A 14,000-nucleotide genomic window follows, 5' to 3' on the forward strand; every position below is an offset into this window, starting at 1 on the left:
CGCGGCGCCGCCCCGACGTCAGCCGAGGCGTCGCAGCCGCGGCTCCAGGTCGCGCTCGAACAGCTCGAGGAAGCGGCGCTGATCGCTGCCGGGGGCATGGAAGACGAGATGGGTGAACCCCGCGTCGACGTAGGCCGCGATCTCGGCGACGACGGCGTCGGGGTCGGAGCCCACGATCCACCGCGAGGCGATCTGCTCGATCGGCAGCGCATCCGCCGCCCGCTCCATCTCGACCGGGTCGGTGATGTCGTGCTTCTGCTCCTTCGAGAGCGCCAGCGGCGCCCAGAAGCGCGTGTTCTCGAGGGCGGCCACGGGGTCGGTGTCGTAGGAGAGCTTGATCTCGATCATCCGGTCGATGTCGTCGAAGGCGCGGCCGGCCTTCGCCGCACCCTCGCGTACGGCGGGGAGCAGGCTCTCGGTGTAGAGCTGCATGCCCTTTCCCGAGGTGCAGATGAAGCCGTCGCCCGCGCGGCCGGCGTAGCGCGCCACCACGGGGCCCGCGGCGGCGACGTAGACGGGAACGGGGGTGGCGGGCCGGTCGTAGATCGAGGCGTCATGGGTGGAGTAGTACTCGCCCGCGAAGCTGACCCGGTCACCGCTCCAGAGTCGTCGCATCAGGTCGATCGACTCACGCAGGCGGGCGAACCGCTCCCTGAACTCGGGCCAGCTCTGCTCGCCCGCGCCCCGGAAGCCGGTCGCGATCTCGTTCAGTGCCTCCCCGGAGCCCACACCGAGGAAGATCCGCCCGGGGTACAGCACGGCCAGCGACGCGAACGCCTGCGCGAGCACCGCGGGGTTGTAACGGAAGGTGGGGGTCAGAACGCTCGTGCCGATGCGGATGCTCGAGGTGCGCTCGCCCACCGCGGCCATCCACGTGAGGGAGAACGGGGCGTGCCCGCCGTCGTGGCGCCAGGGCTGGAAGTGATCGCTCACGGCCACGCTCTGCATGCCGCGCGCTTCGGCCGCCACGGCGATCTCGACCAGTTCGCGCGGGTCGAACTGTTCGGCGCTGGCCTTGTAGCCGAGAGTCAGCGTCATGATGCCGACCGGGCCTGCACGGTGTCGCGAACGGCGGGCATGATGACGTCGCCGTAGACGCGCATCGTCTCCTCCTTGTTGTCGTGGTCGAGGTAGCCGGCGAACTGACCGACGCCGAGTTCTTTGAACTGTTCGAGCTTCGCGCGGTGCTCGTCGGCTGTGCCGATGACGCAGAACCGCTCCACGATGTCGTCGGGCACGAAGTCGACGTGCGTGTTGCCGGCCTTGCCGTGTTCGTTGTAGTCGTAGCCTTCGCGATCTCTGATGTAGTCGGTGAGAGCGCGGGGCACGTCGCTGTCGGTGCCGTACTTGGCCACGATGTCGGCGACGTGGTTGCCGACCATCCCCCCGAACCAGCGGCACTGGTCGATGGCGTGCGCCCGGCCCGCGGCGGTGCCGTCGGTGACGTACATGGGCGCGGCCACGCAGAACGTGATCGCGTCGGGGTCACGGCCCACGTTCTCGGCGGCCTGGCGTACCGTCGCGATCATCCACTTCGCGATGTCCACATCGCCGCACTGCAGGATGTATCCGTCGCCGACCTCGCCGGCGATCTTCAACGCCATCGGCCCGTACGCGGCGACCCACATCTCGAGCTGCGAGTTGCGGCTCCACGGGAAGCGGATGCTCGTGCCGTTGATCTCGACCGATCGCGAGTTCGCGAGCTCCCGGATCACGCCGATCGATTCGCGGAACTCGCGCAGCGAGACCGGCTTGCCGTTCGTGACACGGACCGCGGAGTCGCCGCGGCCGATGCCGCAGACGGTGCGATTGCCGAACAGGGCGTTCAAGGTCGCGAACGTCGAGGCCGTGACCGTCCAGTCGCGGGTGGCGGGGTTGGTGACCATGGTGCCGACCATGATCTGGTTGGTCTGACCGAGGATCTGCGAGTGGATGACGTACGGCTCCTGCCACAGGATGTGAGAGTCGTAGGTCCAGAAGTAGTCGAAGCCGTGCTCTTCGGCGAGGCGGGCGAGCGCGATGGTGCGGGGTGCGGGCGGGTTGGTCTGTACGACGACACCGAATTCCATGATGGGGTTCTCTCTTCAGATCAGGTATTGGCTGAGGCTGCGTTTGAAGTACGCGCCGTCGCCCTTGCGGCCGAGGTAGGTGTTGTCGTCGACGATCTTGCGACCGCGGGAGAAGACGGTGTCGACGTGGCCGTCGATCTCGTAGCCCTCCCAGGCGGAGTAGTCCATGTTCATGTGATGGGTGCGGCCCTCGCCGACACCGATGGAGGTGTGGCCGTTGGGGTCGTAGATCACGACGTCGGCGTCGGCGCCGGGCTGGATGACACCCTTCTTGCCGTACACCCCGAACATCCGCGCCGGCGTGGTGCTTGTCAGTTCCACCCAGCGGGGCAGTGTGATCTCGCCCATCACGACGCCCTGGTAGATGAGGTCCATGCGGTGCTCGACCGAGCCGATGCCGTTCGGGATCTTCGAGAAATCGCCCAGGCCCATGTCTTTCTGGCCCTTCATGCAGAACGGGCAGTGATCGGTCGAGATCACCTGCAGATCGTTCGTGCGCAACCCCTGCCACATGTGATGCTGGTGGCCCTCGTGCTTGGACCGCAACGGAGTCGAACACACCCACTTCGCCCCCTCGAAATCCCCCCACTCCGGGCTGCTCGCGCCGAGCTGGTCCTCGAGGGAGAGGTACAGGTATTGGGGGCAGGTCTCGGCGAACACGTTCTGGCCGGTATCCCTCGCCTGGGTGATCTGCGCGAGTGCTTCTTTCGCGCTGACGTGCACGATGTAGAGAGGGGCGCCGGTGAGGTTGGCGAGCATGATCGCGCGGTGCGTGGCTTCTTCCTCGGCCTGCCAGGGGCGCGACACCCCGTGGTAGAACGGCGTCGTCTCGCCGCGGGCGATGTGCTGCTGCACCAGCAGATCGATGACCGAACCGTTCTCGGCGTGCATCATCATCAGCGCACCGTTCTGGGCACCCTTCTGCATCGCCTTCACGATCTGACCGTCATCCGAGAGGAACACCCCCTTGTAAGCCATGAACAGCTTGAAGCTCGTGACACCCTCGTTGATCAGCTCATCCATCGCCGTCAGGGACGAGTCCTGAACGTCGGAGAGGATCTGGTGGAAGCCGTAGTCGATGGCGCAGTTGCCCGCGGCTTTCTCGTGCCACAATTGGTACTGGTCGAGGATGTTCTCGCCCGCGTACTGCACCACGAAATCGATGATGCTGGTCGTGCCGCCATGCGCCGCCGCCCGCGTGCCCGTCTCGAACGTGTCCGACGCGAACGTGCCACCGAACGGCATCTCCATGTGGGTGTGCGCATCGATCCCGCCAGGAATCACGTACTTCCCCGTCGCATCCACCACCTCGTCGACGTTGCCCGCGACATCGAAGCCCAACAGTGTCGAACCCGGCGCGAGGACCGCCGCGATCGTGTCGCCATCCAGCAGCACGTCGGCCTGCGCCGTGCCCGTCGCGTTCACGACCGTCCCACCCGTGATGAGCGTCTTCACGGCGCGACGATCTCCCCGTACGCGTCGGGCCGGCGATCCCGGTAGAACTGCCAGTCGTCACGCGTGTCGCGGATGAGGTCCAGGTCCAGGTCTCGGATGAGCAGTTCCTCGGTCTCCGAAGACCCGAGCTCGCCGACGTAGTTGCCGCGCGGGTCGACCACGTAGCTCGTGCCGTAGAAATCGACGGCGAGTTCGCCGTACTCGTTGTCCTCACGACCCACCCGGTTCGGCACGAGCACGAAGTACTGGTTCGCACCGGCCGCCGCAGGCCCCTCGAGCTCCCACAGCCGGTTCGAGAGTCCGGGCTTGGAGGCGTTGGGGTTGAAGACGATCTCGGCGCCGTTCAGACCCAGCTCCCGCCAGCCCTCCGGGAAGTGCCGGTCGTAACAGATGTGCACACCGATCTTGCCCACCGCCGTGTCGAACACGGGGTAGCCGAGGTTGCCGGGGCGGAAGTAGAACTTCTCCCAGAACCGGTCGAGATGCGGGATGTGGTGCTTGCGGTACTTGCCCACAACGCTCCCATCGGCATCCACGATCACCGCGGTGTTGTAGTAGACGCCGGTCTGCTCCTCCTCGTAGATCGGGAGGATCGTCACCATGCCCAGCTCTTTCGCCAGCGCCGCGAAGCGCTGCACGATCGGGCCGTCAGCCGGCTCCGCGTACCGGTAGTACTTCTTGTCCTGCGTGATGCCGAAGTAGGGGCCGTAGAACAGTTCCTGGAAACAGATCACCTGCGCACCCTGCGCCGCCGCATCCCGCATGAACTGCTCATGCCTGTCGAGCATCGACTCCTTGTCACCGGTCCACGTCGTCTGAGTGATCGCTGCGCGCACTACCGCCACGGCCCTTACCTCCCTGCTGCTTCGAATGATGTGTCTCATCGAGCAGGTTATACGTAAGACTTCCCGGAAATAAAGACCCAGTGTTTCCGGCAGGTAACAGCTGCGTCAGTGCCGGGCAGGCCCGGTGGAGCCACGCACGACGAGCCGGGACGGGATCGACACCTGCACGGTGCCTGCGTCGGCGCCGCCCTCCAGAATGAGGTCGACCGCTCCCGCACCGATCGCGGCGGCCGACAACTCGACCGTCGTCAGCTCGGGCGTCAGCATGCGCGACAGCTCGATGTCGCCCACCCCGATCACCGACAGCGACTCCGGCACCCGGCCGGCACCCGCCGCCTTCACCATCGCCGCCGCGAGCAGGTCGTCGTCGCACATCACCGCCGAGAAGTCCACCCCGCCCGCGAGCAACCGGGTCGCCGCGTCGAGGGCGTCGTCGAACTCGAGCGACGCGCTCTGCTCGATCACCACCACCTCGCCGCCCCGCGCCGCCACCTCGGTGCTGAAGGCCTGCAGCCGGAGCCGATACGTGTCGCGCTCGCTGCCCGCGGCGAGATAGGCGATGCGCTCGTGCCCCAGCTCGGCCAGATGCGCAGCGGCCTGTTCCGCCCCGTGCGAGAAATCGAAGCGGATGCTCGTCGCGCCCGCCAGCTCGATGTCGGCGAGCACCACCGAGAACCCCGTGTCGGCAAGGGTGCGCGCCTCGGGTTCCGTCGGCGCGAACGCGATCGCACCGGCGAGCACCCCGCCCCGGAGCATCGACGACAGCCGCGCGACCCACTGCTCGTCGCTTCCGCTGTCGAGCAGGATCATCGAGTGGCCGGATGCCCGTGCCCGCCGTTCCGCCGCCACCAGCACCGACGAGAAGAACGGCTGGGTCACCGTGGGCACAGCCAGCGCGAGGGTCGGGGCGACCCCGGTGCGCAGCATCACCGCGGCATGGTTCGGCGAATAGCCGAGCTCGGCGGCGGACTGGCGGATGCGTTCGGCGGTCGCCGCCGACACCCGCGTTCCGGCCTTGCCGGAGATGACGAGCGACACCGCCGATTGCGAGACACCGGCGTGCCGCGCCACGTCTTCGCTCGTCACCGAGCGGCGCTGAGAACTCATGTCTCCCCTGGGTGCTTGGGTTTCCGGCGTGTAACGATTTTTGCGTTGGTCATTGACGAGTATGACGAATTACTTCTACCATCAGCGCAAGTCATTCGTATGACTTACCCGAAATTCCGAGTCCCTACAGCAGTTCCTCTCTCCACCCCACGAGAAACGGACCCCCATGTCACAGACCACCAAGCGCCGAACCCTCGTCGCCCTTCTGGCCGCCGCCACCGCCGTCACGCTCGCCGCGTGCAGCTCGGGCGGCGACACCTCGTCGTCGTCAGCCGCATCCGGCCCCATCGTCTGGGTCGACGGCGGCGGCGCCTACCAGGAGGCGATGAAGCAGGGCATCCTCAACCCGTTCACCGAGGACACGGGCACCGAGGTCACCATCGAGTCCGGCACCGACAACGCCAAGCTCCGCTCGATGGTCGACGCGAACCGCGTGGTCTGGGACGTGTACAACGGCGACAACACCTGGGGTACCAGCGCTGACGCCGCGTACCTCGAGCCGCTCGACTACTCGCTCATCCCGAAGGACGAGATCCTCGAGGGGTACTCCTCCGACTACCGGGTCGCGAACACGATCTACAGCATCGTGCTGGCCTACAACACCGACTCGGTCACCACCGCCCCGACCGGCTGGGCCGACTTCTTCGACCTGGCGAAGTACCCGGGCAAGCGCGGGGTCATGGACTACTCGCTCGGCGGCCTGTTCGAGATCGCCCTGCTCGCCGACGGGGTCGCGCCCGACGACCTCTACCCGCTCGACATCCCGCGTGCCATCAAGAAGCTCGACACCATCAAAGACCAGCTGGTCTTCTGGCAGAGCGGTTCGGAGTCGGAGGAGATCGTCGGCAGCGGCGAGGTCGCCATGGTGATGACCTACAACGCCCGCGCCTACGACGCGAAGGTCAACCTCAAGCTGCCGGTCGACTACACCTTCGACCAGCAGATCCTCGCCGCGTCGTACCTGTCGATCCCGAAGGGCACCAAGAACCTCCAGGGCGCCCAGCAGCTGATCGCCTTCGCGGTGAGCGCCGACCACAACGGCGCCCCCTCGCAGTTCAGCCCCCTCGCTCCCTCGAACACGAAGGCCACCGCCGACCCCACGATGGAGCCCGACCTGCCCACCTCGCACCTCGAGGGCTCGGCCAGCTTCGCCGACGAGTGGATCGCCGAGAACTCGGCCGACATCGACAGCGCCTACCAGGCCTGGCGCGCCCAGTAGCCGCACCGGTTCGGGTGGGCCGCGCCGGCCCACCCGAACCATCCGCTTCCTCCTCCACCACCGAAAGGCTCGACATGGCTACCGCGCGAGTACGAGACGGACGGTCGGCCGCCAGTCCGCTGCTGGTGATGCCGCTGCTGACCCTCCTTGCGATCTTCTTCCTGATCCCGCTCGGAACAGTGGTCGTTCGCAGCTTCACCTACCCGCCCGACGCCGGCCTCGCCAACTACGCCCGGGTGCTCACCGACCCGGTCTCGCTGCAGTACGCCGGCAACACCTTCCGCACCGCGTTGGTGGTGACGGTGCTCGCCGTCGTCATCGGCTACTTCTACGCCTACGCGATGTACAAGTCCCGCCCGGGCTGGCGCGTCTTCCTCCTCTTCGCGGCCCTGCTGCCGTTCTGGACCAGCCTCCTGGTGCGCAGCTTCGCCTGGACCGTGATCCTCCGCGACACCGGGATCGTCAACCAGCTGCTCATCGGCGTCGGGCTCATCGACGAGCCGATCCCGTTGCTCCGAACCTCGTTCGCCGTGACGGTGGGCATGACCCAGATCCTGCTGCCGTTCGTCATCCTCCCGTGCTGGGCGGCGATGGGGCGGGTCGACACCAGCCTGCTCAGCGCCTCCCGCAGCCTCGGCGCCGGGCCCACCGCCACGTTCTGGCGGGTCTTCGTGCCCCTCACCGCGCCGGGCACGGCTGCCGGAGCGGTGCTCACCTTCATCCTCGCGGTGGGCTACTACATCACTCCCGTGCTCCTCGGCGGGCCCGCCGACCAGCCGATCGCGGTGCTGATCGAGAACGCCGTGCAACAACGCGGCGACTGGGGCACCGCCGGAGCGCTGGCCACCCTCGTGCTGATCGCCGTGGTCGTGCTGCTCGCAGCAGGCTGGGGCGTGCTGGCCCGTGCGTTCCTCTCCCGAAAGGAGAACTGATGGACCAGACGCGGTCGGGCCTCAGCGTGCGACGACGGTGGTGGATCATCCCCACCGTGCTCATCGTCGTGCTGCTCCTGCTGCCCTCGCTCGTCGTCATTCCGATGAGCTTCAGTCCGAGCGAGATCCTCACCTTCCCCCCGACCGGGTTCAGCCTCGCCTGGTACCAGAACTTCATCGACGACCCGCAGTGGACGCGGTCGATGGGCAACAGCTTCGCCGTCGCTCTGACCACCGCGGTGTTCGCCGCCCTCATCGGCACGCCCGCCGGCATCGCGCTCGGCTTCCGCAAATGGCGGGGGCAGGGCATCGTGCTCGCGCTGCTCGTCTCACCGGTGATCGTGCCCCCGATGGTCGTCGCCATCGGCATGTACGTGACCTACGCCCAGTTCGACCTGACGGGGTTCTGGGGTCTCGTCGCGGCGCACACCATGCTCGTCACCCCGTTCGTCGTGGTCACGGTGATGGCGTCGGTGGCGCAGATCAACCCCGCCGCGGCTGACGCGGCGCGGAGCCTGGGGGCGTCACCGGCCACCGTCATCACACGCATCCTGCTGCCCCTGGCGGTGCCCGGCGTGGTCTCGGGCATGCTCTTCGCCTTCGTGACGTCGTGGGACGAGGTGGTCGTCGCGCTCTACCTCACCGACCCGGGCTTCAAGACCCTCCCGGTGGTGATGTGGGACCAGCTGCGCGAGCGCGTCGACCCGACGGTGGCCGCCATCGCCACCATCCTGCTTCTCATCACCATCCTCATCATGATCATCGTGCTGCTGCGCGGAAGGAGACGAAACGTTGGCGATTGATGCCACATCCGTGACTCTGCGGAACGTCACGAAGGCTTACGGCAAAGCCGTCGCGGTCGAAGGGATCGACCTCACCATCGAGAAGGGCGAGTTCATCTCGATGCTCGGCCCGTCGGGCTCGGGCAAGACCACCACGCTCAAGATGATCGCGGGGTTCGAAGCGCCGAGCTCGGGCCAGATCACCTTCGACGGCGACGACGTCACCGCGGTCGCCCCGGAGCGGCGGAACATCGGTGTCGTCTTCCAGAACTACTCCCTCTTCCCGCACCTGAGCGTCGGGCAGAACGTGGCCTTCCCGTTGAAGATGCGCAAGGTGCCCGCCGCCGAGCGGGCGAGGCGGGTGGCGGATGCACTGGCTCTCGTCGAGCTCGCCGGCTACGAGCGCCGCCGCCCCGATTCGCTGTCGGGCGGCCAGCAGCAGCGCGTCGCCATCGCTCGCGCACTCGTGTTCGAGCCGGCCCTGCTCGTCATGGACGAACCGCTCGGCGCGCTGGACCGTCGCCTGCGCGAGTTCATGCAGCTCGAGATCAAGGCGCTGCACGAACGGCTCGGCGTCACCGTGATCTACGTGACGCACGACCAGGAGGAGGCGCTGACCATGAGCGACCGCATCGTGGTGTTCAGCCAGGGCCGGGTGGAGCAGGTCGGCACCCCGCGGGAGATCTACGACGAGCCCGCCACCGATTTCGTGGCCGACTTCGTGGGCGAGTCGCTCGCGCTCTCCGCGGAGTGGACGGGTAGCGACGTCGTCGCCGGCGCACTCGGTGCGCTGCCGATCGCCGCCCCGCCGCTCCCGGCCGGCCGGGTGCGGGTGCTCTGGCGGCCGCACGCGATCAGCCTCGCACCGAGCGGGCAGGCCAACGAGATCCGGCTGACCGCACGCGTCCTCGCCAGCGGGTATGCCGGTGGAGTGGTCAAGGCCCGTATCGCGCTGCCCACCGGCGACGAAGGAATCGTGTCGATCCCGGCGGGCGGCGCCGACTTCGTCACGGGCAGCACGATCGACCTCCACCTGCACGCCGATCGCGCGATCGTCGTCCCCGCATCCGGTCACCCGGTGCCGGCGGACGGCGAGGCCGCCGCACGACCCCTCGAGATCTCCGGAGCGAACAATGGATGAGAACACGATCGAACGACTCGTCGAAGCCGCGACCGCGGCCCGGCAGAACGCCTACTCCCCCTACTCCCAGCATCTCGTGGGCTCTGCCGTGCTCGACGCGGACGGCCGCATCTTCAGCGGCTGCAACGTCGAGACCGTCACGCTGCAGCAGTCGATGCACGCCGAGCGCACCGCGGTCGCAGCGATGGCCGCGGCCGGCGGGCGCCGGATCGTGGCCGTGACCGTGGTGGGCCCGTACTCCGGCGTCCCCTGCGCCGAGTGCCGGCAGGTGATCTGGGAGTTCTGCGGCGGCGACCCCGACGTGGTCGTCATCAGCGCGCCGCTCGACGAGCCCGTCGAACTCCTGACCATGGGCACCATCTACCCCCGGCCGTACGGCCCCGAAACAAAAGGCATCGACCCCCGTGACCACTGAACAGCAGACCCTCAGCCGACTCGACTGGGTCATCCGCAACACCCGCCTGCTCACCGCCATCGGTGACGAGTTCGAAGCGACCCGGCCGTTCGCCGGCCTCCGGATCGCCACGGGCATCCACCTCGAACCGAAGACGGCGTCGCTCCTGCTGACGCTCCGCCGCGGCGGAGCGACCGTCACCGCCACCGGAAACCTCAACTCCACGCAGACCGAGACCACCGACTTCCTGGCGGCCAACGGGGTCACCATCGTGGGCCACCAGACCCGCGACGCCGAGGTGCACCGCGGCTTCATCCGCGAGCTGGTGGCGGGGCAGCCCGACCTCATCCTCGACAACGGCGGCGAGCTCTTCGACGCCTACCTGGATGCACCGTATCCGGGCCTGCTCGGCGGCACCGAGGAGACGACATCGGGGCGGATGCGGCTGATGCCGGTGCGCGACCGGCTCACCGTACCGATCTACGTCATCAACGACAGCCCGATCAAGCAGTTCGCCGAGAACCTGCACGCGGTGGGGCAGAGCGTCTTCGAGTCGTTCATGCGCATCACGAACCTCTCCACCAACGGCAAGCGGGTGACCGTGTTCGGCTACGGCGCCTGCGGCCAGGGTGTGGCCGCCAACTTCCGCTCGGCCAACGCGCTCGTCACCGTGGTCGAGAACGACCCCGTGCGCCGCCTGCAGGCCCTGCTCGACGGATTCATCGTGACCGACCGGGCTGAGGCGATCTCTTCCGCCGACGCGATCGTGACCGTGACCGGCGCGCCGTCGATCCTGACGGTCGACGACCTCCCGCTGTTCCGCGACGGCGTGGTGCTCGGCAATGCCGGCCACTTCCCGTGGGAGATCAGCCCGGAGATCGAGACCGCGGCCGAGGTGACCGGCGCCGAGACCTTCGAGTCAGGACTGTCGGCGTTGCACCTCGACGACGGGCGCATCGTGAACCTGATCAACCACGGGCACATGCTGAACCTCTCGGGCCCCCGGCCGCTGGGCAACTCGATCGAGTCGATGGACATCGGCTTCGCGTTGCAGGCCCGCTCGCTCGAGCACATCGCCACCGGCGGCGGCCTCCGCACCGACACGCTGGTCCCCGTTCCGCGCTCGATCGACGCGAGCGTGGCGAACGCCTTCGTGGCGCTGCGCACGAGCGCCGCCCCGGTCGAGGGCACCGCCGCAGCGCTCACCACCCCCGCCGCCTGACCTCTCCGCCGACTACCGAAGCGTATTCATCCGACATTGACTACGCTTCGGTAGTCACGAGTAGGATGACTACCGATACGTAGTCGAGTGGAGGCATCGGATGCGCGCAGCGATCGCTTCGCCGCAGGACTTGGGCAACGTCGTCAAGCGGCTCCGCACCAAGTACGGCCTGAGTCAGCGCGAACTGGCCGAGCGGCTCGGCACCTCACAGCGGTATGTCTATGAGCTCGAGGCCGGCAAGCCGAAAACGGCCGACGACCGTTACTTCCGGCTGCTCGGGTTGCTCGGCATCCGCTTGACGGCTGAGACGACGGATGGTTGACCGCGACCTCCCGGTGCGTCTGCACGGCACCCATCTCGGCGAACTGACCGCCGCCCGCGCCGGAAGGGCCGTGTTCCGCTGGTCGCCCGAGGCCGAAGAGCGCTGGAGCCTGAACTCGGCCGCGCTCAGCCGCTCACTGCGGGTCGGCTTCTCGTCGGCGGCTCAGACGGCGTCGTTCTTCGGCGGCTTGCTGCCGGAGGGGCGGCATCTCGAGCGCCTCGCTGCGGACGCCAAGGTGTCCGCCAACGATCTCCTCGGGCTCCTGGCCCACGTGGGTGCCGACCTGGCCGGCGCCCTGCAGATCGGTGATCCGCGCGCCGCTCGAGAGCCGGAGAGCTTGTCGAACGACCAGATCGATCAGCTGCTGGCCGGCGCATCCGGCTTCCTGGTCGGAGGCGGCGGGTCTGCGCTGCCGGGATTCCAGCGCAAGCTGACCCTCACGCGCGTTGACGGCCGATGGGTGCGTGGGAACGGGTCGGTGCCGTCGACCCACATCCTCAAGCCCGTCCCGCTCGATGACCGGGCAGCCGTCGAGAGCGAGCACTTCACACTGTCGGTGGCGCGCGAGATCGGTCTCTCGCCGTTCGAGACCTGGGTGGAGGAGATCGGCCCGCGCGCCGTGATCGTGGTCGAGCGGTACGACCGGCGACACGTCGGCTCGGAGATACGACGCGTGCACCAGGAGGATACCGGGCAGGCGATCGGGCTCCCCTGGGGTGGGAACGAGAAGTTCGAGCAGAATGACGCCCGAGCGTCGCTCGCATCCGTTGCCGCCCTGCTCGACCCTGGCCGCACGGTGTTCGCGCCCGCCCTGCCCGACACGGAGAAACTCCTGCGGTACACCACACTCAACGTGGCGGCCGGGAACACCGACGCGCACGCCAAGAACTTCTCGCTCCTCCACGACGAAGACGGTGGCACGTCTCTTGCGCCGTTCTACGACGCCGCCCCGCTCGCGCTGGCCTACGGCGCGACCCAAGCGCTCTCGATGCGCGTGAACGGACGCTGGCACCAACCCGACATCACCCGAGGCGACCTCGTCGCTGAAGCGGTGGCGTGGGGCCTGACGCAGTCACGCGCTACGGAGGTCGTCGATGACACGCTAGAGCGAATCATCGAAGCTACTCGAACGGTACAGGCGCATTCCTCGATCGCGGCGCACATCCCTGGCTACATCCGCGAGCAGGCCAAGAACCTGGGCGGCGGCAGGGCGGCCCGGATCAGCTCGGTGATCCCTCTGATGGCGCAGAAGCGGATCGGGTCGCCCCAACCCCGATGACCTCGTCGAGCCAGTCGAACATGCGCTGCTCGGTGAGGGCGCGGGCGAGGGGCTGGCAGTGGAAGTTGGCGCCCTCGGCCGCGGTGAACGGCACGACGGTCGAGACGGCGGGGGCGAGATCGGCGAGTTGCCGGGACTGGCCGGGCCAGAACTGCTCGTCTTCGGGCTCCGTGATGAGCAGCGGCGTGGTGATGGCGGCAGCGACCGCGGTGAGGTCGTAGGCGCGGACCGCCTCGATCGTCTCGGCGTAACCGCCCCCGCCGTAGGGCCGGGCCCGGAAGGTCCACGTGCGTGCCGTGCCGGGCGCGAGCTTCAAGCCGAGCGCCATCTCGCGGTCGAACTTCGCGTCGCTCTTCTCGTCGAGCAGCTTCAGCAGGCTCTTCGGCAGGTGCGACGTCCACGACGTGGAGACGTTCACCACCCCCGGGTCGGCGATGGCGGCCGCGAACCGGTGCTCGAACGCCAGCGCGCGCGGCACCCAGTAGCCCGCCTGGCTGATGCCGTACACGGCCACCCGGTCGGCATCCACCCCACCGTGCCCGAGCACGAAGTCGAGCACCGGGGTGAGCACCGCCTCCCAGTCGGGCCGGAAGGTCGTGCCGCGCTCGAACAGCATCGACTGCTGGCCCGGACCGTCGAACACGAGGGCGTCGTAGCCGCGTCTGAGCGCACCCGAGACGGCGCTCCCCCACAGGGCCGCGAGCGAGCCGTCGCTGCCGTTCACCACCACGAGCAGCGGATGCGCGTCCCCCTCCGCCGCGCTCCGGAAGTAGTAGCCCGGGAGCGTCGTGCCCTCGTACGGGATCTCGACGCTCCGCGCATCCACCGACGTGGTGGCGACGAACCGCTCCCACGCCCGGCGCTGCTTCGTGAAGGTCGGCAGCAGCTGGTCGGAGGAGTCGAGCGCCGCCACGGCGTTCACGGCCACACCGTAGTAGGCCGATGCGCGCAGGTAGGCCGAGGCCGCGCTCTCGTGGTGGCCGGCCGCATCCGCGGCGTCCGCGATGCCGGTCACGCGGTCGCCGAGGTCGTGCCAGGCGGCGAACCACTTCTCGTGATCGTTCTTGCCGATGCCCTGCACCGCCGCCAGCACCTCGCCGGTGTCGGATGCGCCCGAGTACGCCAGCCCCAGCACGCAGCGGATCTCGAAATCGTAGTCGGGGTTCGCCGAGAACCCCGACGTGAAGGTCTCCGATGCTTTCACCATGCCCCCAGTCTGCCGACCCGCGCGCC

Annotated in this window: 14 protein-coding genes; 8 read left to right on the plus strand and 6 right to left on the minus strand. The window is 68.2% G+C overall.

Annotation, left to right across the window (positions count from 1 at the left end):
* Positions 1 to 18 precede the first annotated feature (18 nt).
* From fgd to AC3WLB_RS04660, 5 genes are all read right to left on the minus strand, one after another.
* Complete coding sequence (fgd, locus tag AC3WLB_RS04640) at positions 19 to 1,038, minus strand: glucose-6-phosphate dehydrogenase (coenzyme-F420) (RefSeq protein WP_492503716.1); 1,020 nt, start codon at positions 1,036 to 1,038, stop codon at positions 19 to 21.
* Positions 1,035 to 2,069 (minus strand): TIGR03842 family LLM class F420-dependent oxidoreductase, encoded by a 1,035-nt coding sequence (locus AC3WLB_RS04645; RefSeq protein WP_492503718.1) that lies wholly within the window; start codon positions 2,067 to 2,069, stop codon positions 1,035 to 1,037. The genes fgd and AC3WLB_RS04645 overlap by 4 nt, the downstream gene beginning before the upstream one ends.
* A gap of 15 nt (positions 2,070 to 2,084) precedes the next feature.
* Entirely contained in the window at positions 2,085 to 3,524 is a 1,440-nt protein-coding gene (gene hydA, locus AC3WLB_RS04650; protein WP_492503720.1) for a dihydropyrimidinase, read from the minus strand.
* Positions 3,521 to 4,369 carry a nitrilase-related carbon-nitrogen hydrolase gene (locus tag AC3WLB_RS04655; protein WP_492503722.1) on the minus strand — a complete coding sequence of 283 codons (849 nt, stop codon included), beginning with the start codon at positions 4,367 to 4,369 and terminating at the stop codon, positions 3,521 to 3,523. The genes hydA and AC3WLB_RS04655 overlap by 4 nt, the downstream gene beginning before the upstream one ends.
* Positions 4,370 to 4,474: 105 nt before the next feature.
* The gene (locus AC3WLB_RS04660; protein ID WP_492503724.1) at positions 4,475 to 5,476 is read right to left on the minus strand and encodes a LacI family DNA-binding transcriptional regulator; all 1,002 of its coding nucleotides are present in this window, start codon (positions 5,474 to 5,476) and stop codon (positions 4,475 to 4,477) included.
* Positions 5,477 to 5,642: 166 nt separating this feature from the next.
* On the opposite strand from AC3WLB_RS04660, the gene AC3WLB_RS04665 reads away from it, so the two are divergent.
* The 8 genes from AC3WLB_RS04665 to AC3WLB_RS04700 all read left to right on the plus strand — a co-directional run bounded on the left by AC3WLB_RS04665 (position 5,643) and on the right by AC3WLB_RS04700 (position 12,767).
* On the plus strand, positions 5,643 to 6,695 hold the full coding sequence (locus tag AC3WLB_RS04665; protein WP_492503726.1) for an extracellular solute-binding protein: 1,053 nt from the start codon (positions 5,643 to 5,645) through the stop codon (positions 6,693 to 6,695).
* A gap of 74 nt (positions 6,696 to 6,769) precedes the next feature.
* The gene (locus tag AC3WLB_RS04670) at positions 6,770 to 7,627 is read left to right on the plus strand and encodes an ABC transporter permease (RefSeq protein WP_492503728.1); all 858 of its coding nucleotides are present in this window, start codon (positions 6,770 to 6,772) and stop codon (positions 7,625 to 7,627) included.
* A complete protein-coding gene (locus AC3WLB_RS04675) occupies positions 7,627 to 8,430 on the plus strand; it encodes an ABC transporter permease (protein ID WP_492503730.1) in 804 nt (267 codons plus the stop codon). Before AC3WLB_RS04670 ends, AC3WLB_RS04675 begins: the two co-directional genes overlap by 1 nt.
* A 10-nt stretch (positions 8,431 to 8,440) precedes the next feature.
* Positions 8,441 to 9,550, plus strand: a complete 1,110-nt coding sequence (locus AC3WLB_RS04680) for an ABC transporter ATP-binding protein (RefSeq protein WP_492503732.1) — start codon at positions 8,441 to 8,443, stop codon at positions 9,548 to 9,550.
* Positions 9,543 to 9,965, plus strand: coding sequence for a cytidine deaminase (locus AC3WLB_RS04685; RefSeq protein ID WP_492503734.1), 423 nt, complete (start codon positions 9,543 to 9,545; stop codon positions 9,963 to 9,965). The genes AC3WLB_RS04680 and AC3WLB_RS04685 overlap by 8 nt, the downstream gene beginning before the upstream one ends.
* Positions 9,955 to 11,166, plus strand: coding sequence for an adenosylhomocysteinase (locus AC3WLB_RS04690; RefSeq protein WP_492503736.1), 1,212 nt, complete (start codon positions 9,955 to 9,957; stop codon positions 11,164 to 11,166). Before AC3WLB_RS04685 ends, AC3WLB_RS04690 begins: the two co-directional genes overlap by 11 nt.
* A 100-nt stretch (positions 11,167 to 11,266) precedes the next feature.
* A complete protein-coding gene (locus tag AC3WLB_RS04695; protein WP_022896791.1) occupies positions 11,267 to 11,488 on the plus strand; it encodes a helix-turn-helix domain-containing protein in 222 nt (73 codons plus the stop codon).
* Positions 11,481 to 12,767 carry a type II toxin-antitoxin system HipA family toxin gene (locus AC3WLB_RS04700; protein ID WP_492503739.1) on the plus strand — a complete coding sequence of 429 codons (1,287 nt, stop codon included), beginning with the start codon at positions 11,481 to 11,483 and terminating at the stop codon, positions 12,765 to 12,767. Before AC3WLB_RS04695 ends, AC3WLB_RS04700 begins: the two co-directional genes overlap by 8 nt.
* Here the strand turns inward: AC3WLB_RS04700 and AC3WLB_RS04705 are convergent.
* Complete coding sequence (locus tag AC3WLB_RS04705; protein WP_492503741.1) at positions 12,709 to 13,974, minus strand: alpha/beta hydrolase family protein; 1,266 nt, start codon at positions 13,972 to 13,974, stop codon at positions 12,709 to 12,711. The two genes, AC3WLB_RS04700 and AC3WLB_RS04705, sit on opposite strands and share 59 nt — an antisense overlap.
* Between the last annotated feature and the right edge of the window lie 26 nt (positions 13,975 to 14,000).

The organism is Herbiconiux sp. FW305-C-125, from assembly GCF_058783455.1.

What these genes read in the sequence shown, in the direction of transcription:
- AC3WLB_RS04665 (WP_492503726.1), top strand. Translation starts at nt 5,643, where the DNA reads ATGTCACAGACCACCAAGCGCCGAACCCTCGTCGCCCTTCTGGCCGCC.
- AC3WLB_RS04660 (WP_492503724.1), bottom strand. Translation starts at nt 5,476, where the DNA reads ATGAGTTCTCAGCGCCGCTCGGTGACGAGCGAAGACGTGGCGCGGCAC.
- AC3WLB_RS04645 (WP_492503718.1), bottom strand. Translation starts at nt 2,069, where the DNA reads ATGGAATTCGGTGTCGTCGTACAGACCAACCCGCCCGCACCCCGCACC.
- AC3WLB_RS04700 (WP_492503739.1), top strand. Translation starts at nt 11,481, where the DNA reads ATGGTTGACCGCGACCTCCCGGTGCGTCTGCACGGCACCCATCTCGGC.
- AC3WLB_RS04675 (WP_492503730.1), top strand. Translation starts at nt 7,627, where the DNA reads ATGGACCAGACGCGGTCGGGCCTCAGCGTGCGACGACGGTGGTGGATC.
- AC3WLB_RS04695 (WP_022896791.1), top strand. Translation starts at nt 11,267, where the DNA reads ATGCGCGCAGCGATCGCTTCGCCGCAGGACTTGGGCAACGTCGTCAAG.
- fgd (WP_492503716.1), bottom strand. Translation starts at nt 1,038, where the DNA reads ATGACGCTGACTCTCGGCTACAAGGCCAGCGCCGAACAGTTCGACCCG.
- AC3WLB_RS04670 (WP_492503728.1), top strand. Translation starts at nt 6,770, where the DNA reads ATGGCTACCGCGCGAGTACGAGACGGACGGTCGGCCGCCAGTCCGCTG.
- AC3WLB_RS04705 (WP_492503741.1), bottom strand. Translation starts at nt 13,974, where the DNA reads ATGGTGAAAGCATCGGAGACCTTCACGTCGGGGTTCTCGGCGAACCCC.
- AC3WLB_RS04685 (WP_492503734.1), top strand. Translation starts at nt 9,543, where the DNA reads ATGGATGAGAACACGATCGAACGACTCGTCGAAGCCGCGACCGCGGCC.